Below are 22,183 nucleotides of genomic sequence, written 5' to 3'. Positions count from 1 at the left end.
CCCGAAGCGTTAGCCAAATCACGCTTTCTTACGCTCTGTTACAGACACGCTTTCCGGAGACGTTCTGGATAACCGTTTTCGGACAAGGACTTAAAACGAGGTTAAGCCCGGGGTCCTGAGACCCCGGGCTTGTTGCATAAACACCGCTACGGACGCTTAGCGTGGCGTTTCAGTTCGCCTGACGACGCAGGAAGGCCGGGATTTCGAGCTGGTCGTCATCCATCAGACGGGGCTGGGGGGCCACACGTCCCTGTGGATCGAGGTTGCCCTGAGCCGGACGGTAGGCCGGAGGAGCCGCCACGGGTGCCCGTTTGGCGTATTCCGGCTGGGGCGCCGGCTGCGGGGCAGGAGCGCGCATCTGCGGCAGCGGGGCGGTCTCGGCCTCCTCGCGGCGTCCGCCGAAGCCGACGGTGGCAAGGCGGCGCAGCAGCGTCATCCGCTTGGAATCCCCTGCCGGCTCGGCCGGCTCCACGGCGTTCCTGGCGCGAAGCTGAGCCTGGCCGGGCATCGGCAGATCCTGGATCTGCGGCATGCGCGGGGCGCGGGCCACCGCCACGGCCGGACGCGGCGGCACGAACGGGCCGGCGGCCTGCTGCACCGGGGCCGGAGCCTGGACCGGGGCCGGAGCGGGCTCGTAGGCCACGGCCGTCCGCGACGGCATCTGAGTCAGGACGACCTCGTCGTGAACGATCGGGGCGGCGGGAGCTTCCATGCGCACGGATTCGGGGGCCATGGCCACCGGCTCGGACGCCACCGGGCGCGGGGCCTGCGGCTGGACCTGCGCCTGGGGCGCGGGGGCGTTGCCGGTCAGCGGCTGCTCTTGTCCGGGGGCACGAAAGGTGGGGGCGGGCTGTGCCGCCCTGGCCCTCGCTTCCGCACGCAGGCGCTCGGCCACTTCAGCGATCCGCTGCTCGGTCTGGACGATCTCGGGGTTGTTCTGCGAATGCGCGGTGATCAGCGCCGGCTCGATGCCGGTGGCGACCACGGAGACGCGGATGATGCCGTCGAGGCTCTCGTCGAACGTGGCGCCGAGGATGATGTTGGCGTCCGAATCCACCTCTTCGCGAATCCGCGTCGCGGCTTCGTCGAGCTCGTATAGGGTGAGGTCGTTGCCGCCCGTGATCGAGATCAGCAGGCCGCGCGCGCCCTTCATCGACACGTCGTCGAGGAGCGGGTTGGCGATGGCGGCTTCGGCGGCGCGGTTGGCGCGCTTCTCGCCGGAGGCCTCGCCGGTGCCCATCATGGCCTTGCCCATGCCGCGCATGATCGCGCGGACGTCGGCGAAGTCGAGGTTGATGAGGCCTTCCTTGACCATCAGGTCGGTGATGCAGGCGACGCCCGAATAGAGCACCTGGTCGGCCATGGCGAAGGCGTCGGCGAAGGTGGTCTTCTCGTTGGCGACCCGGAACAGGTTCTGGTTCGGGATCACGATGAGGGTGTCGACGGCGGCCTGGAGCTCCTGGATGCCGGCTTCGGCGGTGCGCATGCGGCGCACGCCCTCGAACTGGAACGGCTTCGTGACGACGCCGACGGTGAGGATGCCCATGTCGCGGGCGGCGCGGGCGATGACCGGAGCCGCACCGGTGCCGGTGCCGCCGCCCATGCCGGCGGTGATGAAGCACATGTGGGCGCCGGAGAGCTGGTCACGGATCTCGTCGATGACCTCGTCGGCGGCGGCCGAACCGACTTCGGGGTGCGAGCCGGCGCCGAGGCCCTGCGTCACGCCGAGACCCATCTGGATCACGCGCTCGGCCTTGGAGGAGGTGAGCGCCTGGGCGTCGGTGTTGGCGACGACGAACTCGCAGCCGAGGAGGCCCGATTCGATCATGTTGTTGACGGCATTGCCGCCGGCTCCGCCGACACCGAAGACGGTGATGCGGGGCTTGAGTTCGCGGATATCCGGCGCTTGCAGACTGATGGCCATGGTGTCGAGCCTCTCGTGCCTTTCACGTTTCATTTGACGGCCTCTCGGTGAGACCGCCGATGTGCTTGTGTCGGGTCCGGCGCCGATCCCCTTCTGGGGCGTCGGGCAACCGGTCCCGGCGTTCCTAGAAACTCTCGCGCAACCAGCGGTACACGCGGGGGATGTAGCCGTCGGTTCCGGTGCCCGCGAAGGCGCTGTGCCCGCGCGGCTCGAAATGTTCCGCATGCGCCACCTGCGGGTAGACCAGCAGGCCGACCGCGGCGGAGAAGGCGGGGCCCTTGGCGGCCTCGGGAAGGCCGCGGATGCCCAGCGGCCGGCCGATCCGGACCTGACCCTGCATCACCCGGCGGGCGACCTCGGGCAGTCCGACGAGCTGGCTCGCGCCCCCCGTCAGCACCACCCGGCGGCCGGCCTGGGCGGCGAAGCCGGCATTGCGGAGACGATCGCGAACGAGTTCGACGATCTCCTCCACCCGGGGCTTGATGATCCGCACGAGGTGCGAGCGCGGCACGTGGGTCGGTGCGTCGCCCTCGTCCTCGCCGACGCCGTGGACCGCGATCATGTCGCGCTCGTCGGAGGCGGTGGAGATCGCCGAACCGTAGAGGGTCTTGAGACGCTCGGCCGCCACCACGCGGGTGGAGAGGCCGCGGGCGATGTCCATGGTGACGTGGTGGCCGCCCACCGCCAGGGCGTCCACATGGACGAGGTGCCCGCCCTCGAACACGCCGAAGCTGGTGGTGCCGCCGCCCATGTCGACGACGCAGACGCCCATCTCGGCCTCGTCGTCGACGAGGGCGGAGAGGCCGGCGGCGTAGGGGGTGGCGATCACCGCCTCGACGCCGAGATGGCAATGCTCCACCGCGAGCATCAGGTTGCGGGCGGCGGCCGCCTCCGCCGTGACCACGTGGAGGTCGACGCCGAGCGACTCGCCGATCATCCCGGTGGGGTCGATGACCGCGCCCTGGCCGTCGATGGCGTAGCCGGTGGGAAGGGCATGGAGCACGGTCCGGCCGTGGCTGACGCCATGGGCGCTCGCCGTCTCCAGGGCGCGCTCGACATCCGAGCTCATGACGGTGCCGGTGCGGACACCGACATGCGCCTCGAAATGCTGCGAGCCGAGGCGGCCGCCGGACATGTTGACGATGACCGACTGGACCTCGACCTTCGCCATCCGCTCGGCGGCATGGACCGCCTGGCGGATCGCCCCTTCGGCGGCTTCGAGATCGACGATGGCACCGCCCTTGAGGCCGTGCGAGCGCTGATGTCCGATGCCGATGATGCGGGCGAAATGGGTCCGTCCGCGCAGGGTCGTGAGAGCCTCGGCCGGCTGGAGCTCGGCGATGAGGCAGACGACCTTGCTCGTGCCGATGTCGAGCACCGAGAGGATGGTGCTCCGGCGCGCGGAGAGCGGTTTCATACGCGGCGTCAGGCCGTGTTGCGCGTGCATCGGATTACCGGGCGAAGGAGGCGGGAAGGGCGGGCTGGCGGGACGCGAGAAGCGCCGGACGAATCGTACGGCTCATGTCTCTGTCCCCTTGCCCTTCGGCTTCTTCTTCTGGGATTCGGCGCGGGTGGCGGCCGCCTCCTCCGTGAGCCGCACCACCACCCGGTCGGGCAGTCGCAGGTCCACGGCGATGATGTCCTTCTCGAGGATGCGGCTGTCGCGCTCGAGCTTGGCGAGGCGGGCGAGAGCCTCAGCGGCGCCGGTCTCGGGCAGGCGGATGTCGACGCCGTCGAGCTTCAGGGTCCAGCGCCGGCCGGAGACGTAGGTGCCGGCCTTGACCCGCTCGCCGAGATCGCCCGCCGCCTCGATGAGGGCGAGGTAATCCTTGAGGCGCTCGTTGGCCTCTTCACCCACCACGAGGGGGAGCGCGGCGTAACGGTCGTCGCGCATCTCGTCGATGACGGTGCCGTCGGCGGCGATGACCGAGATCTCGCCGTTGCGCTGCCACAGGGCGGCGGGCTCGCGCTCGACCTGGTTGATGACGATCTCGTTCGGATAGACCTTGCGCACCGAGACGCTGGCGATCAGCGGCACGTCGAGGAGGCGCTGGCGCGCTTCGGCGACGTCGAGGAAGACCACGGAAGAATGACCGTCGATGCCGGCGGCCTGCAGCACTTCCCGCTCATAGAGCCGGGAGATGCCCGAAATGGTGACGCGCTCGACGCCGAAACCGGCGAGGCGGGCGAGGACGTCGGAGGGACGGCCGTTCTCGAGCACGAAGCGGTCGTAGCGGCCGCTGGCGACGAAGCCGGTGATCGACAGGGCGGCGAAGGCCACCGTGACGGTCAGCGTGCCCGCATGACGCGGGATGCGCCGCTCGATCGGCTGGGCGAGCCGCGCACGGCGCGACCGCATGAAGGGGCGTACCAGCCGGGGCAAGCGCGCCGCCAGACCGGCGACGAGCGAGCCCGGACCGGGCGCGGGGGTTCCGTCGACGCCAGCCTGACCGGCTGCGTTCAACGACCCAGAGTAGCGTCCTCCACCATCCATCGGACGAGCTCACCGAAACTCAAGCCAGCGTAGGCTGCGATCTCCGGCACAAGGCTCGTCTTGGTCATCCCGGGCTGCGTGTTGACCTCCAGGACGACGAGGGCACCGGTTCCACCCGGTGTGTCGTCGTATCGAAGGTCCGCACGGCTGATGCCCCGGCATCCAAGTGCTTGATGCGCCGTTAACGACAACTCTTGGACACGCTGGTAAATTTTTGGTTTAATTTCTGCCGGGAGAACGTGGATCGACCCCCCCTCGGCGTACTTCGCATCGAAGTCGTACCACTCCCCCGAGGCGGGCTTGATCTCGATGACACCGAGGGCCTTGTCCCCCATCACCGCGCAGGTGAGCTCGCGGCCCGCAATGTAAGTCTCTGCAAGGACTTGCTCCCCATAGACCCACTCGTCCGAGGCGAGAATCTGGGGCGGATGGGAGCGACCGTCCCGGACGATGATGACGCCCATGGAGGAGCCCTCGGCGATGGGTTTGATCACGTAGGGAGGAGTTAACGGGTGTGCCTTCGCGGCATCATGACGGTTAACGATCAGCCCCTCCGGTACGCTCACCCCGGCCGCCTTCATGATCGTTTTGGCACGTTCCTTATGCATCGCCAGCGCCGAGGCCAGGACGCCCGAATGGGTGTAGGGGATGCGCAGGATCTCCAAAAGTCCCTGGATCGTGCCGTCCTCGCCGGCCGGGCCGTGCAGGGCGTTGAGGGCGACGTCCGGGCGCAGGTCGCTGAGCACCGTCGCGATGTCCGGTCCGACATCAACCTGCGTGACGCAGAACCCCTCCCCTTGGAGGGCTTCCGCGCAGGCGCTGCCCGAGTTCAGGGAGACCTGACGCTCGGAGGACCATCCGCCCATCAGGACGGCGACGTGCTTGGACATTTCCAATTCCTTCCGATGCCGCGTCGTTGGCCATGGCCGTGACGCGCTCGCCCTTGGTTTTGCTCGGCAGACGGTCTCGTGGTTCCGAGAATCGTTGTGCCGAGAATCGTCGTGCGATTCGGGCCGCCTCTAGCCGGGTGTCGAGGCCGGGACACCGATTCGCTTGATCTCCCAATGCAGTTCGACGCCCGAATGCTCGCGCACCCGGCGGCGGACCTCCTCGCCGAGCCCCTCGATATCGGCGGCGGTGGCGCCGTCGCGGTTGATCAGGAAGTTGCAGTGCATCTCCGAGACCTGGGCCCCACCCATGGTGAGCCCCCGGCAGCCGGCGGCATCGACGAGCTGCCACGCCTTGCCGCCCGGCGGGTTCTTGAAGGTCGAGCCGCCGGTGCGCTCGCGAATCGGCTGGGCCGCCTCGCGCGCGGCGGTGACGCGGTCCATCTCGGCCTCGATGGCGTGGCGGTCGCCGGGACGGCCCCGGAACAGCGCACTCGTGAAGATCACGTCCTCGGGCGAGGCGCTGTGACGGTAGGTGAAGCCCATTTCCGCATGGGTGAAGCACCGCAGCTTGCCCGTGCGGTCGATGCCGCGCGCCTCCACCAGCACGTCGGTCGTCTCCCCGCCATGCGCGCCGGCATTCATGCGCAGCGCGCCGCCGATGGAGCCGGGAATGCCCCGGAAGAAGGCCAACCCATCGAGGGACGCCTCCGCCGCCGCCTTGGCGAGGCGCATGTCCGGCACCGCGGTCCCGGCCCGCAGGGTCTCGCCGTCGATCTCCACGGACCCGAAGGCCTTGCCGCCGAGCCGGATCGTGACGCCGGGAATGCCACCGTCGCGGACGATCAGGTTCGAGCCGAGGCCGATCACGGTGACCGGAGTTTCCGGGTCGAGGGCGCCCAGGAGGTGCGCGAGGTCCTCCTCATCGGCCGGCGTGAACAGAACCTGTGCCGGGCCGCCGACGCGGAACCAGGTGAGGTCGGCGAGCGACGGATTCGCCAAGAGCCGACCACGCAGGGCGGGCGCTGCGGCGCGGATGGCGGGGGTGATGTCGGGAAAGGCGGTCATGGGAGCACCTCCCCTCTCCCCGCTTGCGGGGAGAGGGCTTCGTCCCCCTTGTCGGGGACGAGGCGAGCGGAGCGAAGGTGAGGGGGCGCCACCGGAAGTGACTCTCCGGGAATCGCCCCCTCACCCTCGCCCTGCGGGCTCGTCGCGCCGACGACGAGGTCGTCGCGACCCTCTCCCCGCAAGCGGGGAGAGGGGGGCAAAGCGGCTCGGATCGTGTCCATGACGCCAGCGATGTTGTTCATGATCTCAGCATTCCAAAAGCGCAGGACGCGATAGCCCCTCGCAGACAACCACGCATCCCTAACGCGATCCGGCAGACTATCCGCATGCTGGCCGCCATCGGCCTCGACGATGAGCCTCGCTTCGCGACAGGCAAGATCGGCGATGTAGGGGCCGATGCTCTCCTGGCGCGTGAACTTGAAGCCTGCGAGGCGTCGATCGCGAAGGTGATGCCAGAGACGGCGCTCCGCATCGGTCTGCTCCCGTCTCAGATGCCGGCGAAATCCAGTTCGTCTCGGATCGCCGGCACGCATCCCATCCTCACCCCTGCAACGCCGCCAATTCGCCCGGCAGGGCGTAGGCCCATTGCGTGATGTTGCCGGCGCCGAGGCACACGACGTAATCGCCGGGCTTGGCGCGGGTGGCCACGAGGCCGGCGAGGTCTTCGGTGCGCTCCAAGGCGAGGGCGTCGCGGTGGCCGCGCGACTTCAGGCCCGAGACGAGGCCGTCGCGGTCCATGCCCTCGATCGGGGCTTCGCCGGCCGCGTAGACGGGGGCGACGATGACCGTGTCGGCATCGTTGAAACAGGTACAGAAATCGTCGAACAGCGAGGCGAGCCGGGTGTAGCGGTGCGGCTGGACGATGGCGACGACGTTGCCCTCGGTGGAGGCGCGGGCGGCCTTGAGCACGGCCTTGATCTCCACCGGATGGTGTCCGTAATCGTCGAAGATCAGCGCGCCGTTCCACTCGCCGGTCTTGGTGAAGCGGCGCTTGACGCCGCCGAACCCGGCCAGTGCCTTGCGGATCGCCTCCGGCTCGACGCCGAGCTCGTGCGCGACGGCGAGGGCCGCGGTGGCGTTGAGCGCATTGTGCTTGCCCGGCATGGGGAGGACCAGATCTTCCATCTCCATGCGGAAGCCGGGGCGCCGGTCGCGGATCATGACGCGGAAACGGCTCTGGCCGCCGCGCAGGTCCACGTCGATGAGGCGGACATCGGCCTGGGGGTTCTCGCCGTAGGTGATGATGCGGCGATCCTCGATATGCCCGACGAGATCCTGCACCACCGGATGGTCGATGCACATGACGGCGAAGCCGTAGAACGGGATATTGTCGATGAAGCGCCGGAACGCGTCCTTGACCGCCTCGAACGAGCCGAAATGGTCGAGATGCTCGGGGTCGATATTGGTGACGATGGCGACGTCGGCGGGAAGCTTCAGGAAGGTGCCGTCGGATTCATCGGCCTCCACCACCATCCACTCGCCCTCGCCCATGCGGGCATTGGTGCCGTAGGCGTTGATGATGCCGCCATTGATGACGGTGGGGTCGAGGTTGCCGGCATCGAGCAGGGTGGCGACAAGGGAGGTCGTGGTGGTCTTGCCATGCGTGCCCGCGATGGCGACGCAGGATTTGAAGCGCATCAGCTCGGCCAGCATCTCGGCGCGGCGCACCACCGGCAGGCGGCGCTCGCGGGCGGCGATGAGCTCGGGATTGTCACGCCGGATCGCGGTGGAGACCACCACGAGGGCGGCCTCCTCCACGTTCTGCGCGGCATGGCCGATGAAGGTCTTCATGCCCTTCTCGGCCAGCCGCCGCACATTGGCGTTGTCGTTGGCGTCCGACCCCTGCACCGTGTAGCCGAGATTCGACATGACCTCGGCGATGCCGGACATGCCGATGCCGCCGATGCCGATGAAATGGATGGGGCCGAGCTTGTCGGGCAGCTTCATGGTGTGACTCAGTCTCGTCGTGTCGCGGAGCGCGTGAGGGCGCCCCGGCTCGGAATCAGGTGCGGACCGCCGTCTCGAGGACGACATCGGCCAGCCGCTCGGCGGCGTCGTGGATGCCCGCGCTTTTGGCGGCTGCGGCCGCCGCGGTCAATTTTGCCGGATCGGTGAACAGGTCGAGGAGCTCGGCCGTGAGGCGATCCGGCGTGAAGGCGCTCTGCTGGATGGCGAGCGCCGCGCCGATCCGGCTGAGCGTCGCGGCATTGGCGGCCTGGTCCTGGTCGAGGGCGCCGGGCAACGGCACCAGGATCGACGGCCGCCCCATCGCGGCGAGTTCCGATACAGTGGACGCGCCGGAGCGTCCGACGACCAGATGGCTGCGGGCCATGCGGGCCGGCAGGTCCTTGAAGAACGGCGCCGTCTCGAGACCGGCGAGGCCGAGGGAGAGGTAGAGGTTCTGGACCTCGGTGAGGTCTTCGGCCCGCACCTGCTGCACCAGCATCAGCCGCGCGCGAAGGTCGGCGGGCAGTTGCGCGATGGCTTTCGGCACCACCTGCCCCATCACCGCCGCGCCCTGGCTGCCGCCGAAGACGAGGAGATGGCGCTCATCCGCCTCGCCCACGGGCGGGTAGGGCGTCCGCGCGGCGGCGAGCACGGCGGGACGGAGCGGGTTGCCGGTATGGGTGCGCGGGGCATTGGCCTTCAGGGGGATGCCACGCACCTCCGCGAAGCCGGTGGCGATGGCGCGCGCACCCCGCGCGAGGAAGGCGTTGGCGCGCCCCATCACCGCGTTCTGCTCGTGCAGGATGGTCGGAACACGCAGGATCTGCCCGGCGAGAACCGGCGGCACGGTCGGATAGCCGCCAAAGCCCACGATGGCGGCCGGGTTGATCCGCCGGATCTCGCGCGCGGCCACGCCGAAGCCGCGCCCGAGGGTGAGGAGCGCCCCCGCCCGCTTCACGATGGAGCGGCCGGACGGCGTCGCCGAGGCGATGGTGACAATCTCGGAGGCCGGAAACTCACCCGCGATGGAATCGACACGGGCGTCGGTGGCGAGCACCACTCGGACGCCCCGCGCACGCAGGGCATGGGCGAGGCTCTCGGCGGGGAAGAGATGGCCGCCCGTGCCGCCGGCACAGAGCAGGATCGTCGGCGTCATCACGGTCACCGCATCACTCCGGCGACGGTGGCGGGCGCGGTGCCCGGGGGCTTCTGGCTCAGGGTCGACATGCGCGGCCGCTTGCGGGTGAGCGCCACGAGGAAGCCCATGCCCAACGCCAGCGAGATCAGCGACGACCCGCCATAGGAGACGAAGGGCAGGGTCATGCCCTTGGCCGGCATCAGCCGCACGTTCACCGCCATGTTGATGCAGGCCTGCAGGCCGAACAGGGTGGTGAGACCGGTGATGGCCAGGCGCGAGAAGGTGTCGTCGGTGCGTCGCGCCAGCTTCAGCCCCCGCATCACGATATAGGCGAAGAGGCAGACGAGGCCGAGGCAGACGATGACGCCGAATTCCTCGCCGGTGACGGAGAAGATGAAGTCGGTATGGGCGTCGGGCAGGTGGCGCTTGGCCACGCCCTCCCCCGGGCCGGTGCCGAACCAGCCGCCGGAATTGAACGATTCCCGCGCCCAGTATTCCTGGAAGCTGTCGCCGGAATCCTTGTCGAGGAAGCGGGTGATGCGCTCGCGCACGTGATGCAGGAACTGGTAGGCGAAGCCGACGCCGACGAGGCCGGCGACACCCAGGCCCGCGACCCAGAACCAGTGCAGGCCGGCTACGAAGAACAGCGAGCACCAGACGATGGTGATCAGCATGGTCTGGCCGAAATCCGGCTGCAGGATCAGCGGCACGATGGTGACGGGCAGGAGCAGGATCGCCAGCAGGCCGCCGGGCATGTCGCGGCGCTGCGCGCCTTCGGAGAAGGCCCAGGCGGCGACGACCACGAAGGCCGGCTTCACGAATTCGGAGGGCTGCAGGCCGAACGGGCCGAACTGGATCCAGCGATGCGCGCCCTTGATCTCCGGTCCGAACTTGCCGGCGAGGATGCAGAGGGTGACGCCGACGATCCAGGTGGCCAGGGCCACGCGGCGGATATGGCGCAGCGACAGGAACGACACCACGACGATGATGAGGATCGTCGGGGCGAGGTACATCGCCTGGCGGTTGAGGAAGTGGAAGGTCGGCAGGCCGATCTTCTCGGCCACCGGCGGCCCACCGCCCATGAGGAAGACGAGGCCGGCCACCATCAGGGCGGTGAGGCCGGCAAGCAGGCCGCGATCGACGGTCCACCACCAGTCGGTCAGGGGCGTGCGTTCCGCGCGGGACATCATGAGGCGTCGCTCTCCGTGAGCCTTACGGCGCCCGGAAAGAGCAGCCGACAGCCGCCGGCAGCATCAAGCCGGCTCGGATTCGATCCTGTGCCGGAATGGTAAACCAAGTCTTTCACGACGCTCGACTGAACGACAGCCATGCGTCGCCGAACCTGGGTCGTGGCGGGACGCGGGGGTGCGCCGCGCTTACCGCCTCATCGACTTGAACCCGCAGGTGGGGCCGTTGTCGCGGTAGCCGGCGGGGCAGCGGCGGACGCAGGCGCCGGCCGCGAATTTCAGCGGCGGGCGGCAAGCATTGCGGACGCTCCGCGGCCGGAACTCGTAATCCTGTGCCGGACCCGCCATCGCCTCTCCACCGAGAGTGAGGGAAGCGGCGAGCAACAGGGCGGCGCGAAGGGCGAGACGCGAGATCATGGCGGTTTCCGATGGACGAGACGTGAGCGTATCCCGCCGCGACCTCGCCGATTCGGTCAAGGCCGCTTCATCGATATGACGGCGGGATCTCAGCGGTTCATGTTCTTGAAACGGCAATAGCCCCGGCCGGTATCGCGATATCCGGCGGGGCAGCGCTTGACGCAGGCCCCGGCCGCGAATTTCAGCGGCGGCTTGCAGAGGCCGCCGAAGCGCTTCTCGCGATCCATCGAGTATTTCGCTTGCGCCGGCGTGGAGAGCGCGACACTCCCGAGGGGCGCCGCCACCGTCAGCACGAGGAGGGACGCGAAGGCGAGCCGCAGAATCATCGGGACATCCGGACGAAAGGAAGACAGGCGGACAATGCGCCTGCCTCCGAGCGGTTCGATTCCGGACAAAGCCCGTCAGGCCGCTTTGCAGTCGTAAAATCCTTCGCGGATCGCCTCGGGGTCGAGCTTGCGGCCGATGAAGACGACGCGGGAGACGCGGGCCTCGTCCTCTTTCCACGGCCCCTGGAGGTCGCCGTCGAGGATCTGGTGGACGCCCTGGAAGACGAAGCGCTGGGGCTCGTTCGGGAAGGCCACGATGCCCTTGCAGCGCAGGATGTCCGGTCCCTGGACCTGGGTCAGGGTCGAGATCCAGGGCATGAACTTCTCCGGGTCCACCGGGCCGTCGATCCTGGCCGAGACCGACTGCATCTCGTCGTCATGGTGATGGTGGTGGCCCTCTTCGAGGAAGTCCGGCTCGATATCGAGGATGCGCGAGAGGTCGAAGGCGTTGCGGTCGAGCACCTGATCGAGGGCGACGTCGCAGCGGCTGGTGCGGTGGACCTTGGCATAGGGGTTGATCGAGCGGATCAGGCCCTCGACGCGGTCGAGATCGGCGGGCTCCACGAGGTCCGCCTTGTTGAGCAGGATCACGTCTGCGAAGGCGATCTGGTTCTTGGCCTCCGGCGCGTCCTTGAGGCGGTCGGCCAGCCACTTGGCGTCGGCCACCGTCACCACCGCGTCGAGGCGGGCGGCGGCGCCGACATCCTCGTCGATGAAGAAGGTCTGGGCCACGGGTGCCGGGTCGGCGAGGCCGGTGGTCTCCACGATGATCGCGTCGAACTTGCCGCGCCGCTTCACCAACCCGTCCATGATGCGGATGAGGTCGCCGCGCACGGTGCAGCAGACGCAGCCGTTGTTCATCTCGAACACTTCCTCGTCGGCGCCGATGACGAGGTCGTTGTCGATGCCGATCTCGCCGAATTCGTTGACGATGACGGCGTAGCGCTTGCCGTGGTTCTCGGTGAGGATGCGGTTGAGCAGCGTGGTCTTGCCAGCTCCGAGATAGCCGGTGAGCACGGTCACGGGGATCTTCGAGGAGGCGGGTGTCGGGCTGTCGGACATGCAAGGCTCTTCAGGTTCGCGTAATCGGCCGCGTCGGCTGTGTGGCGCCTGTTATATTGTATCATCGCCCTGCAATGAAAGGGCGTTTCCTCACCCTGTCCGGGCTGGCCTGAGACTCTCGCACAACGCCGCCAGGGTGAGGCGGAAGCCGGCCGATCCGGCGAGCAGCCGCTCCAGCATGAGCGCGCCCTCCAGGGTCGCCACCACCATCCGGGCCGTGGCGGCCGGATCGAGACCGGGGCGCAGGCTCCCGTCGGCACACCCCTCGGCCAGAACCTGCTCCAGCCAGGCGATGTGCTTGTCGAAGAACCGGGCGAGCTCGGCGCGCAGCGCGTCCGGCAGCGTGTCCCTCTCGATGGCGAGCACGGCGCAGAGACAGCCGAGCCCATCCTCGACCCCGGTGAGATAGTGCCGGCCATAGGCCTCGATCCGCGCGATCGCGTCCGGCTGGGCCGCGACGATGGCGGCGAGCGCCGCGTCGTAGCGGGCGTCGTAGGCCTCCACCAATGCGAGGGCGAGGTCGGTCTTCGTGCGGAAATGGTGATGGATGCTCGCCTTGCGGATGCTCACCGCCTCGGCGAGGTCGCCGTAGCTGAAACCGGAATAGCCCCGGCCCCGTACCAGGATCTCGGCCTGGGCCAGCAGCTCCGCTCTGGTGTCTCTCATGGTCGGTCGATCATGGTCGGGGGCTTCGCGAAACCGGGGAGGGAGGCACGAAGGCGTGATGCGCAACTCCGCGCGTCAGCACTTATGCCGTTGACGGCAGCAAAAATCTACCTACTAGATGGTAGCTATAAAAACGGGAGGATAATTCATGAAAGGTCGCTTCGCCGGGCGATCCTCGCAGGATATGCCATGAACCCGCAGCCTCTGCGGAGCTTGGCCACGCGCCGCGCCGCTCTGTTCGGCGGGCTGTGCCTGTGCTGCCTGCCGAGCCTCGGCCGGGCGGCGGAATCCTTCACGATGGACGAAGTCGGGCCGGGCATCTTCATGCGGCGCGGCCTCGATGCCGAGGCGACGCCCGAGAACGGCGACGCCATCGCCAATATCGGCTTCGTCGTCGGCGAGACATCCGTGCTCGTGACCGAATCCGGCGGCAGCCTCGCCGATGGGGAATGGCTCCGCGCCGAAATCGGGAAACGCACGTCGAAGCCGGTCAGCCACGTGGTGCTGACCCATGTCCATCCCGACCATTGCTTCGGCGCGCAGGCCTTCGCGCAGGACAAGCCGGTCTTCATCGGCCACCACGCCCTGCGGTCCGCCCTCGATTCGCGGGGCGACTTCTACAGGACGCGCCTCGTGGAAATCCTCGGGGCCGACAAGGCCGGATCGGCGGTGTACCCGACGATGGAGGTGGCCGACACGGCCGAGATCGACCTCGGCGGACGGAGCCTGCGCTTCACCGCCCACGGCACCGCCCATACCAATTGCGACCTCTCCATGGTCGATACCCGGACGGGCATCCTGTTCCCGGCCGATCTCCTGTTCGTCACCCGGGTCCCGTCCCTCGACGGCAGCCTGCTCGGCTGGCTGAAGGAGGTCGAGACACTGACCGGACTGGGTGCGACGAAGGCCGTGCCCGGCCATGGCCCGACCCTGGTCGATGCCGCGCCCGCCTTCGCCGACCTGACGCGCTACCTCACGGTGCTCCGCGACGAAACCCGCAAGGCCATCGCCGCCGATCAGCCCATCGACAAGGCGATCGACAGTATCGGCCAGTCGGAGCGCGAGAAATGGGTCCTGTTCGACACGTATAACGGCCGCAACGTCACTCAGGCCTACAAGGAGCTTGAGTGGGAATGAGCCAGCGCCACATCATCACGACGAGGAGAGACGCCATGACCACCTACGCGCCGACACCGATCTCCGCGACCAAACGGTCCTTCACCGCCGCCCTGTGCCTGTCCGCCGCCATGCTGATGGGCGGCTCCGCCCTCGCCGCCGGCTCCAGCGACACCGATGCGGAGCGGCTGGAGCGCTGGCGGGACATTGCCAAATCCATCTTCGGCGACCGCGCGATCGAGCCGACCGATGCGCCCATCAAGGTCGATGCCCCGCCGCGCGCCCTCGACGCCTCCCTGGTGCCGATCACCCTGATGATGCCGGAGAAGGACAGGATCGCCGCCGTTCATCTCATCATCGACGACAACCCGTCGCCCTATGCCGCCCACATCACCTTCGGCCCCGCCGCCGACCCGAGCGAGGTGAAGCTCCGGGTGCGGATCAACAACTACACCAACGTCCACGCCGTGGCCGAAACCAAGGACGGCAAGCTCTACGAGGCCGTGAAGTTCGTCAAAGCCTCGGGCGGCTGTTCCGCCCCCATGGGGATGAGCGACGAGGAGGCCCTGAAGGGGGCCGGCGACATGAAGATGAAGTTCGCCGAGGGCGGCCAGGGCAAGCCCACGGAGGCGACGCTGATGGTCCGTCACCCGAATTTCAGCGGGATGCAGATGAACCAGATCACCCGCGATTACACGCCGGCCCGCTACATCAACAAACTCGACGTCTCCTCCAACGGGAAGCTCGTCTTCTCCATGAACGGCGACATCTCCATCGCGTCGAACCCGGTGATCAATTTCGCCCTCGCGCCCGACGCCAAGGGCCCGATCAAGGTGGTGGCCACGGACAACCAGCAGAGCCGCTGGGAACACAGCTTCAACACGCCGACCCCGAGCAACTGACGATGAGGATGCCGCGCATGATTCGATCGATCGGAGTCGCAGCCATCGCCCTCGCCATCCTGTCGGGCGCCCCGGCCTGGGCGGCGAGCCCCGCCGATTCACCCGTGAACGTGCCGGAGCCCGAAGGCTTCTGGACCGGGCCGCCGAAGGCCTACACCCCCAAGACCCTGACGGGGGCGACGGTGGTCGATATCGACGCCCTCGACAAGCTGGTCGCCGCCGAGAAACCGGTGATGATCGACGTGGCCATGGCCGACCAGAAGCCGGTGGGCTTTCCCACCGACCGGCCCTGGCTGCCCGCCCACCGCTCGATTCCCGGCAGCGTCTGGATGCCGGGCGCGGGCGCGGCGCCGATGGCCCCGGCGCGGGAGGCGCAGTTCCTCGCCCGCGTCGCCGACCTCACCGGCGGCGACAAGACGAAGCCGGTGGTCACCTTCTGCCATCCCGAATGCTGGGGCAGCTGGAATGCCGGCAAGCGCCTGCTCCAGAACGGCTATACCCGCGTCTACTGGTTCGCCGACGGGGTCGAGGGCTGGCAGGACAGGCACGACACCACGATCCTGAAGGTCGATGCCGCCTGGGCCGCCAAGCCCGCCGGCGAGGCGCAGAGATAGACGCCCGCCGGCGAGGCACAGAGATAAAGACGGGCGTGAGGAGCCGGCCTCGGTGACGCGGCCGGTTCCAAGCTGCGCACACCTCACTGTCGAGACATTCCCGATGATCAGCCGTCGCGCCCTCCTCCTCACGACGGCCCTTCTCGCCATCGCCGGCGAGACCCTCGCCGCCGAACCGTTCGACGAGGCGGCCTTCGCAGCCGCTCAAGGTGCCGGCCGGCCGATCGTCGTGGAGGTGACCGCCCCCTGGTGCCCGATCTGCAAGGCGCAGCGGCCGCTCCTGAAGGCTCTCTCCGAACAGCCGCGTTTCAAGGATCTGGCGATCTACGAGATCGACTTCGACACGCAGAAGGCACTGATGCGCCGGTTCGATGCGCGCATGCAGAGCACGCTCATCGTCTTCAAGGGACGCGAGGAGGTCGGCCGCTCCGTGGGCGAGACTCAGGGCGAATGGATCGAGTCCCTGGTGGAGAAGGCCCTTTAGAGCGGCGCCGGGAATCCAGCGGGCATCCCTGTCATGCACACGTCCCTTCCATGCATACGTCCCTTCCATGAATACGTCCCTCACATGAATACGTCCCTGGGCCTTGCCTTCCTCGCCGGCCTGCTCACGATTCTCTCTCCCTGCGTGCTGCCGCTACTTCCCATCGTTTTGGGGGCTGCGGCCTCCGAGCATCGTTTGGGGCCGGCGGCCCTGGCGGCCGGGCTCGCTCTGTCCTTCGTGGCGCTAGGCCTGTTCGTGGCGACCGTTGGGTTCAGCCTCGGCATCGACGGCGACGTGCTCCGCCCGGTGGCGGCGCTCCTGCTCGTTCTCGTCGGAATCGTCCTCATCGTGCCCGCCTTGCAGGTCCGTCTCGCCGCCGCGGGCGGGCCCCTGAGCGACCGGCTGGAGCGACGCTTCGGCGGGATCGCGACCACCGGCCTCGCGGGCCAGTTCACCGTCGGCCTTCTGCTCGGCGCGGTGTGGAGCCCTTGCGTGGGGCCGACCCTGGGCGCCGCGTCTCTCCTCGCCGCGCAGGGGAAGGATCTGGCGCAGGTTGCCCTCACCATGCTGGTCTTCGGCCTCGGCGCCGCCCTGCCCCTGCTCGGCCTCGGCCTGCTGTCGCGCCGGGTGCTGATGGCGTGGCGGTCGCGGATGATGCGGGCCGGCGCGGGCCTCAAAGCGGCGCTCGGAATCGTTCTCGTCCTTACCGGATCAGCGATTCTGACCGGGCTCGACAAGCGTCTCGAGACGGCTCTCGTCTCGGCCTCGCCGGACTGGCTGACAGCTCTGACCACCCGTTTTTAGGTATACCAAGCGATACTGGGCTGAGCGGCGAAGAAAGCCGACGAAATCAGCAACGTCAGGGGCTTATGAAGCGAAGTAGCCCGTTGACAAGGCTCCGGTTGTGGCAGAATAAAGGCACCGAAGACGGCCCGACGTCTAGGGAGGAAACGCCCGACAAGGGTTGCGACGACAGGCGACGCCATCGCCATATCGTCAGCAGGATATCGGTCAGCCGCTCCAGTTCTATACCCTACAAGCGTCGAAGACCGTCATCACGACGGGTGATTTCAGCATTCCGAGCGTATAGACATCCCCGACATGCCTCCGGCCTTCGCGCCGCCGGCGAAACCGGGTTGAGATCGATGTCGCAAGTCGTTCAGTCACGCCGCATCCGTGCCGTGGACCTCGCCAAGCGCAAGGCCGAAGGCGCCAAGATCATCGCGCTGACGGCCTACCACGCCCATACCGCCAGCATCCTCGATCCTCATTGCGACTTCATCCTGGTGGGCGATTCCCTCGGCATGGTCATGCACGGGATGGAGACGACCCTGCCGGTGACCCTGGAGATGATGATCGTCCAGGCGCAGGCCGTGATCCGCGGCACCTCCAGGGCCCTCATCGTCGTGGACATGCCGTTCGGCTCCTACGAGGCGAGCCTTCAGCAGGCCTTCATGAGCGCCGCTCGCGTGCTGAAGGAGACCGGCGCCGGCGCGATCAAGATGGAAGGCGGCGCGCGTTTTGCCGAGACCGTCGCTTTTCTCGTGGAGCGGGGCATTCCGGTGATGGGCCATATCGGCCTCACCCCGCAATCCGTGAACACGATGGGCGGGTTCCGCGTGCAGGGACGCGGCGAGGAGGGCGAGCGCAAGCTGATGCAGGACGCCCAGGCGATCAGCGATGCGGGGGCCTTCGCCATCGTGCTCGAAGGCATCGTCGAGCCGGTGGCCCGCGCCATCGCCACGAACCCCTCCATCACCACGGTGACCATCGGCATCGGCGCCTCCACCGCCTGCGACGGCCAGATCCTCGTCCTCGAAGACATGCTCGGCTTGAGCGACCGGGTGCCGAAATTCGTGAAGCGCTTCGGCTCGTTGCGCGGGCAGATCGAGGGCGCGGTGGAAGCCTATGCGGAAGAAGTCCGCGCCGGCCGTTTCCCTGCGGACGAGCATACCTACCAGCCCATCTGAGCGAGACCGGTGCGCCGCCTGGGGCTCGCCCGTTGCCGAGCCTCCGCGAGCGGGGCCGATGTCGCGCCGAACCCGTTGACCACCGCGGCTTGAGCGGCGCCCGAAAGGCGTCGTTCAGGTCCTCGATCGGTATCGTGACGGTCCTCTTCGATCCCCGCTGTCGCATGCTCGAAAGGAGACGGCGTCAGGCTGTGCCGACGCTGTTTTTCCGTGACGCCAAATTGACGCAGAAGACTAATTGTTCGTCGCCTGAACGGTAGTTCTTAGAAGATTATAAGCACTTTGCATAAAGATTAAGCGTCTTGAATGATGGGACGTGGACCGATTTATGGATCCTCGACACCTCATCTGCATAGTTTGAAAGCATTACTGATGAAGACGACGATCAAGCTGAGGCTTGTAGCACTTCTGGCTTGTATCGGCCTACTTCTCCTCGCAACATCAGGCATTGCTAACCTTGCACTGCATTGGAGCAGCCAAAGTCTCAAAACCACCTTCGATGATCGTGTCATCCCCCTCCGGCAATTCATCGTCATCCGGGATTCCTATGACGACCTGACCAACGTCTCGCGTGCATTGCGCGGCCGGCAGATCGAACCGGCCCAGGCCAGGGAGAAGATCGAGCGCGACCTTTCGAACATCACCACGCAATGGTCGGCCTATCTGGCGACCTACCTGACACCGGAAGAGGACACCCTCGCCAAGGACCTGCATGGGCGGATCGACGGGAACGGCGTCGTCATGGCCGAGATCCTCAAGCGCATCGCTGCCGGGACGGTTCGGAATTCGAGACGACGCATGCGGACTTGCTGAAAGGCTTGCAGGCCACCAACCCGATGCTGACGAAACTGGCCACGCTGCAGGTGCGTGAGGCGGAGGCGGAGTACAGGCGCTCCGAGGCGACGTCCGGTTGGACGCGGCTCACCCTGCTGGCCGCGCTCGGTCTCGCCGCGCTCACCGTTGCCTACGGCGTCTACACGATCATCGCGCAGGTCACCCGCCCGCTCGGCAACCTCGTCGGCGTTCTCCAGCGCATGGCCCGGGGTGAGATCGATGCGGAGATCAAGGAAGCCGCCCGCGGTGACGAGATCGGCGCCGTCGGCAAGGCCGTCGAGGGCATCAAGGCCATGGTCGCCCGCAAGGCCGCCGAGGAATTCGAGATCAAGCGTCGGGCCGACGAGGCTGCGGCGGCCGAGCGCAAGCGCACGATGATCGAGCTGGCGGACGGGTTCGAGCGTGCCGTCGGCGGTATCGTCGGGACAGTGTCCTCATCGGCCACCGGACTCCAGGCCACTGCCCAGCAGATGACTGCCAGCGCCCACGAGACGGCGGCTCAGTCCTCCACCGTCGCGGCCGCCGCCGAGGAGGCTGCCACCAACGTCAACACGGTCGCGGCAGCCGCCGAGGAATTGGGCTCGTCGGTGCAGGAGATCGGTCGCCAGGTGTCCGGTTCGGCCATGCTCGCTCAATCGGCCGTGGGCGAGGCCGACCAGACCGTGCATCTGGTCCAGGCCCTGCAAACCACGTCGGCCCGGATCGGCGACATGGTGGGCATGATCTCGACCATCGCCAGCCAGACCAACCTGCTGGCGCTCAATGCCACGATCGAGGCGGCGCGCGCCGGCGTGGCGGGGCGGGGCTTCGCGGTGGTGGCGAGCGAGGTGAAGGCCCTCGCCGCCCAGACCGCCAAGGCGACCGAAGAGATCGGCCGCCAGATCGGCGAGGTGCAGGCCGTCACCGCACAGGCCGTGATGGCGATCGGCGGCATCACCGGGCGGATCCGCGAGATCGACGACATGGCGGCCTCGATCGCCGCCGCGGTGGAGCAGCAGGGCGCGGCGACGCAGGAGATCGTCCGCAACGTCGCCCAGGCATCGGCAGGCACCAACGAGGTGACCGGCAATATCGCCGGTGTGGCGCAGGCCTCGGAGGAAACCGGGATGGCAGCCGGACAGGTCCTGTCCGCCGCCTCTGAACTGTCGCGCCAGTCCGAGCATCTCGGCGCGGAGGTCTCTCGCTTCCTCTCGACCATCCGCGCCGCCTGACCCGACGGAAATCGGACGCGGACCGTCGCCCATCCCCCCGAGAGCGGCGCTTCGGAGGAAGGCCGGGCGCGGGTGTCCCTAGCGGACCCCGCCTCCGAAGGCCGTGGCGATCTCGAACGTGCCGCCGAGCAGGAAGTCGAGGGCCAGGATGAGCCCGAGGGCCGCGATATAGACGACCGTGAACAGGTCCTTGTCCTCTTTGCCGGCCAGAATCAGGCCGGCGAAAGGTACGGTCTGGAGCGCCAGGATGGCGGGAAGGTGCATGACGATCCTCGAGGGGGCGGGAGTATTCCCGGCCCCTCCCCGAGGAGGCCGGGTCTTCTGAGACCGGACCGGTGACGCGATCCGGACGGATCAGACCGGTGTCCGCGCGAGGCGGGCGGGGCCGGATTCTTCGATCGTGTCCGAAGCCAGCGCCGGGCCTTGCGCGAGGTAGCGCGCCCGCATCGGCCGGAGCACGAACATCGCCATCGCCGCCGCCGCCACGTTGAGCCCGATGATGATCGAGAACACCGCCGACCAGCCGTAGGTTGCCGAGATGACGCTCGCCACCGGCACGAGGAACGAGGCCGTCCCCTTGGCGGTGTAGAGCAGGCCGGCATTGGTGGTGGCGAAGGTGGAGCCGAACGTGTCGCCGCAGGTGGCCGGGAACAGCGAGTAGATCTCGCCGAAGACACCGAAATAGATCGCCGTCGAGAACACGAAGACCAGCGGGTTGGTGCCGTAGCTCAGGAGCAGGACGATCGCGGCCGCCGCCGTCGCGAAGGCGATGAACATCGTGTTCTCGCGCCCGATCGTATCCGAGACGAAACCGAAGAACGGACGCCCGAACCCGTCGAAGATCCGGTCCAGCGAGATGGCGAAGGTCAGCGCCGCCATCTGCAGGCCGAACAGGCTGACGGGCACGTCGGCGACCCGGAAGTCATGGGCGATGGGCGCGATCTGCGCCGCCGCCATCAGGCCGCCCGAGGCCACCATCACGAAGATGGCGTACATCACCCAGAAGACGGGGGTGCGCACCACCTCGCGCGGCGTGCGGTCGACCCTGGTCTGGGGCAGGCGCAGGCTCTTGCGCTGGATCGGCACGGCGACGGACGGCTTGCGCAGCAGGAAGGAGAGCAGGACGACGATGGCGCCCTGGCCGAGGCCGAAATACAGGAAGGCGTCCTGGTAGCCGCTGCTGGCGATCATCTTGGCGATCGGCACCACCGTCACCGCGGCGCCCGCGCCGAAACCGGCCGCCGTGGCGCCGGCCGCGAGGCCGCGCCGATGTGGAAACCATTTCAGGGCGTTGCCGACGCAGGTGCCGTAGACCGACCCGGCCCCGATGCCGCCGATCACCGCCGCGCCGTACAGCATCCACAGCGACGAGGCCTGGGAGTTGATGAGCCAGGCCAGCGCGATCATCACCCCACCGAAACAGACCACGATGCGCGGGCCGTAGCGATCGACGAACCAGGCTTCCACCGGCACCAGCCAGGTCTCGGTGGCGACGAAGATCGTGAAGGCGAACTGGATCGCCGCGCGGCCCCAGTGGAACTTGGCGTCGATGGGATCGACGAAGAGCGTCCAGCCATATTGCAGGTTGGCGATCATCGCCATGCAGAGAACGCCGAAGGCGAGTTGCCGCCATTTGGCGGATGGTGCGTCCTGTCGTTCCATCCCTGAATCCATTCTTGTTTGGGTGTGTCGTGGAATCCCCACTCCATCATGCATCAAAATTCAAGGCATACAATATACCACGGATTAAAATTCCCGCCCGTTCGTATGCATGGCCCGATGGCTAGTCTGTGTGCGGGTGGGGCCACCACGGGGCGGGTCGATCGCCTCGCCACGCTCGCGATCCACACCAGAATGGAGGGCAGAACGGCCATGCTTCCATTGCGGGACTGCGCCGCGCGGGCGGGCGGGATTCACGCCCAGCGCCATGGAGGAG

General features: G+C 67.8%; 21 protein-coding genes and 1 pseudogene. 7 read left to right on the top strand and 15 right to left on the bottom strand.

What is annotated here, in order from left to right; all coding sequences use genetic code 11:
• Positions 1-169: 169 nt before the first annotated feature.
• The 13 genes from ftsZ to ACYQOP_RS10315 all read right to left on the bottom strand — a co-directional run bounded on the left by ftsZ (position 170) and on the right by ACYQOP_RS10315 (position 13,116).
• Positions 170-1,924: a cell division protein FtsZ gene (gene ftsZ, locus ACYQOP_RS10375; protein WP_461222332.1), complete on the bottom strand. Its 1,755-nt coding sequence runs from the start codon at positions 1,922-1,924 to the stop codon at positions 170-172.
• A gap of 124 nt (positions 1,925-2,048) precedes the next feature.
• Positions 2,049-3,371, bottom strand: coding sequence for a cell division protein FtsA (gene ftsA, locus ACYQOP_RS10370; RefSeq protein ID WP_056434532.1), 1,323 nt, complete (start codon positions 3,369-3,371; stop codon positions 2,049-2,051).
• A gap of 72 nt (positions 3,372-3,443) precedes the next feature.
• Positions 3,444-4,418 (bottom strand): cell division protein FtsQ/DivIB, encoded by a 975-nt coding sequence (locus ACYQOP_RS10365; RefSeq protein WP_311276641.1) that lies wholly within the window; start codon positions 4,416-4,418, stop codon positions 3,444-3,446.
• A complete protein-coding gene (locus ACYQOP_RS10360) occupies positions 4,385-5,308 on the bottom strand; it encodes a D-alanine--D-alanine ligase (protein WP_461222331.1) in 924 nt (307 codons plus the stop codon). Before ACYQOP_RS10360 ends, ACYQOP_RS10365 begins: the two co-directional genes overlap by 34 nt.
• Positions 5,309-5,437: 129 nt before the next feature.
• Entirely contained in the window at positions 5,438-6,373 is a 936-nt protein-coding gene (gene murB / locus ACYQOP_RS10355; protein WP_461222330.1) for a UDP-N-acetylmuramate dehydrogenase, read from the bottom strand.
• Positions 6,370-6,906, bottom strand: a complete 537-nt coding sequence (locus tag ACYQOP_RS10350; RefSeq protein ID WP_419951371.1) for an endonuclease domain-containing protein — start codon at positions 6,904-6,906, stop codon at positions 6,370-6,372. The genes murB and ACYQOP_RS10350 overlap by 4 nt, the downstream gene beginning before the upstream one ends.
• Positions 6,907-6,913: 7 nt before the next feature.
• Entirely contained in the window at positions 6,914-8,320 is a 1,407-nt protein-coding gene (gene murC, locus ACYQOP_RS10345) for a UDP-N-acetylmuramate--L-alanine ligase (RefSeq protein WP_056434542.1), read from the bottom strand.
• A 55-nt stretch (positions 8,321-8,375) separates the two neighbouring features.
• A complete protein-coding gene (gene murG / locus ACYQOP_RS10340; protein WP_461222329.1) occupies positions 8,376-9,485 on the bottom strand; it encodes an undecaprenyldiphospho-muramoylpentapeptide beta-N-acetylglucosaminyltransferase in 1,110 nt (369 codons plus the stop codon).
• On the bottom strand, positions 9,482-10,648 hold the full coding sequence (locus ACYQOP_RS10335; protein ID WP_461222328.1) for an FtsW/RodA/SpoVE family cell cycle protein: 1,167 nt from the start codon (positions 10,646-10,648) through the stop codon (positions 9,482-9,484). The genes murG and ACYQOP_RS10335 overlap by 4 nt, the downstream gene beginning before the upstream one ends.
• Before the next feature lie 186 nt (positions 10,649-10,834).
• On the bottom strand, positions 10,835-11,062 hold the full coding sequence (locus tag ACYQOP_RS10330) for a hypothetical protein (protein WP_207413432.1): 228 nt from the start codon (positions 11,060-11,062) through the stop codon (positions 10,835-10,837).
• Positions 11,063-11,151: 89 nt separating this feature from the next.
• Complete coding sequence (locus ACYQOP_RS10325) at positions 11,152-11,388, bottom strand: hypothetical protein (protein ID WP_461222327.1); 237 nt, start codon at positions 11,386-11,388, stop codon at positions 11,152-11,154.
• A gap of 75 nt (positions 11,389-11,463) precedes the next feature.
• Positions 11,464-12,450, bottom strand: a complete 987-nt coding sequence (locus ACYQOP_RS10320) for a CobW family GTP-binding protein (RefSeq protein ID WP_056434552.1) — start codon at positions 12,448-12,450, stop codon at positions 11,464-11,466.
• Positions 12,451-12,540: 90 nt separating this feature from the next.
• On the bottom strand, positions 12,541-13,116 hold the full coding sequence (locus tag ACYQOP_RS10315; protein ID WP_461222326.1) for a TetR/AcrR family transcriptional regulator: 576 nt from the start codon (positions 13,114-13,116) through the stop codon (positions 12,541-12,543).
• Positions 13,117-13,305: 189 nt separating this feature from the next.
• Here ACYQOP_RS10315 and ACYQOP_RS10310 point away from each other — a divergent pair, with 189 nt between their 5' ends.
• From ACYQOP_RS10310 to ACYQOP_RS10280, 7 genes and pseudogenes are all read left to right on the top strand, one after another.
• On the top strand, positions 13,306-14,253 hold the full coding sequence (locus tag ACYQOP_RS10310) for a quinoprotein relay system zinc metallohydrolase 2 (RefSeq protein WP_461222325.1): 948 nt from the start codon (positions 13,306-13,308) through the stop codon (positions 14,251-14,253).
• A gap of 35 nt (positions 14,254-14,288) precedes the next feature.
• Positions 14,289-15,134 carry a quinoprotein dehydrogenase-associated SoxYZ-like carrier gene (locus ACYQOP_RS10305; RefSeq protein ID WP_461222324.1) on the top strand — a complete coding sequence of 282 codons (846 nt, stop codon included), beginning with the start codon at positions 14,289-14,291 and terminating at the stop codon, positions 15,132-15,134.
• A gap of 8 nt (positions 15,135-15,142) precedes the next feature.
• Positions 15,143-15,748: a rhodanese-like domain-containing protein gene (locus ACYQOP_RS10300; protein WP_461222323.1), complete on the top strand. Its 606-nt coding sequence runs from the start codon at positions 15,143-15,145 to the stop codon at positions 15,746-15,748.
• A 103-nt stretch (positions 15,749-15,851) separates the two neighbouring features.
• A complete protein-coding gene (locus ACYQOP_RS10295) occupies positions 15,852-16,232 on the top strand; it encodes a thioredoxin family protein (RefSeq protein WP_461222322.1) in 381 nt (126 codons plus the stop codon).
• A gap of 84 nt (positions 16,233-16,316) precedes the next feature.
• A complete protein-coding gene (locus tag ACYQOP_RS10290; RefSeq protein WP_419951365.1) occupies positions 16,317-17,036 on the top strand; it encodes a cytochrome c biogenesis CcdA family protein in 720 nt (239 codons plus the stop codon).
• A 341-nt stretch (positions 17,037-17,377) separates the two neighbouring features.
• Positions 17,378-18,202, top strand: a complete 825-nt coding sequence (panB, locus tag ACYQOP_RS10285; protein WP_461222321.1) for a 3-methyl-2-oxobutanoate hydroxymethyltransferase — start codon at positions 17,378-17,380, stop codon at positions 18,200-18,202.
• Positions 18,203-18,574: 372 nt separating this feature from the next.
• Positions 18,575-20,247 (top strand): annotated as a pseudogene (locus tag ACYQOP_RS10280) (methyl-accepting chemotaxis protein).
• 78 nt (positions 20,248-20,325) lie between these two features.
• On the opposite strand, the gene ACYQOP_RS10275 reads toward ACYQOP_RS10280, so the two are convergent.
• Positions 20,326-20,511 carry a hypothetical protein gene (locus tag ACYQOP_RS10275; protein ID WP_056434567.1) on the bottom strand — a complete coding sequence of 62 codons (186 nt, stop codon included), beginning with the start codon at positions 20,509-20,511 and terminating at the stop codon, positions 20,326-20,328.
• A gap of 90 nt (positions 20,512-20,601) precedes the next feature.
• Positions 20,602-21,909, bottom strand: coding sequence for an oxalate/formate MFS antiporter (gene oxlT, locus ACYQOP_RS10270; RefSeq protein WP_207413415.1), 1,308 nt, complete (start codon positions 21,907-21,909; stop codon positions 20,602-20,604).
• Between the last annotated feature and the right edge of the window lie 274 nt (positions 21,910-22,183).

The sequence above is a fragment of the Methylobacterium sp. CM6247 genome (genome assembly GCF_054817925.1).
Note: the sequence above shows the minus strand (reverse complement) of the source record. Positions and strands in the feature narration are given on the sequence as shown.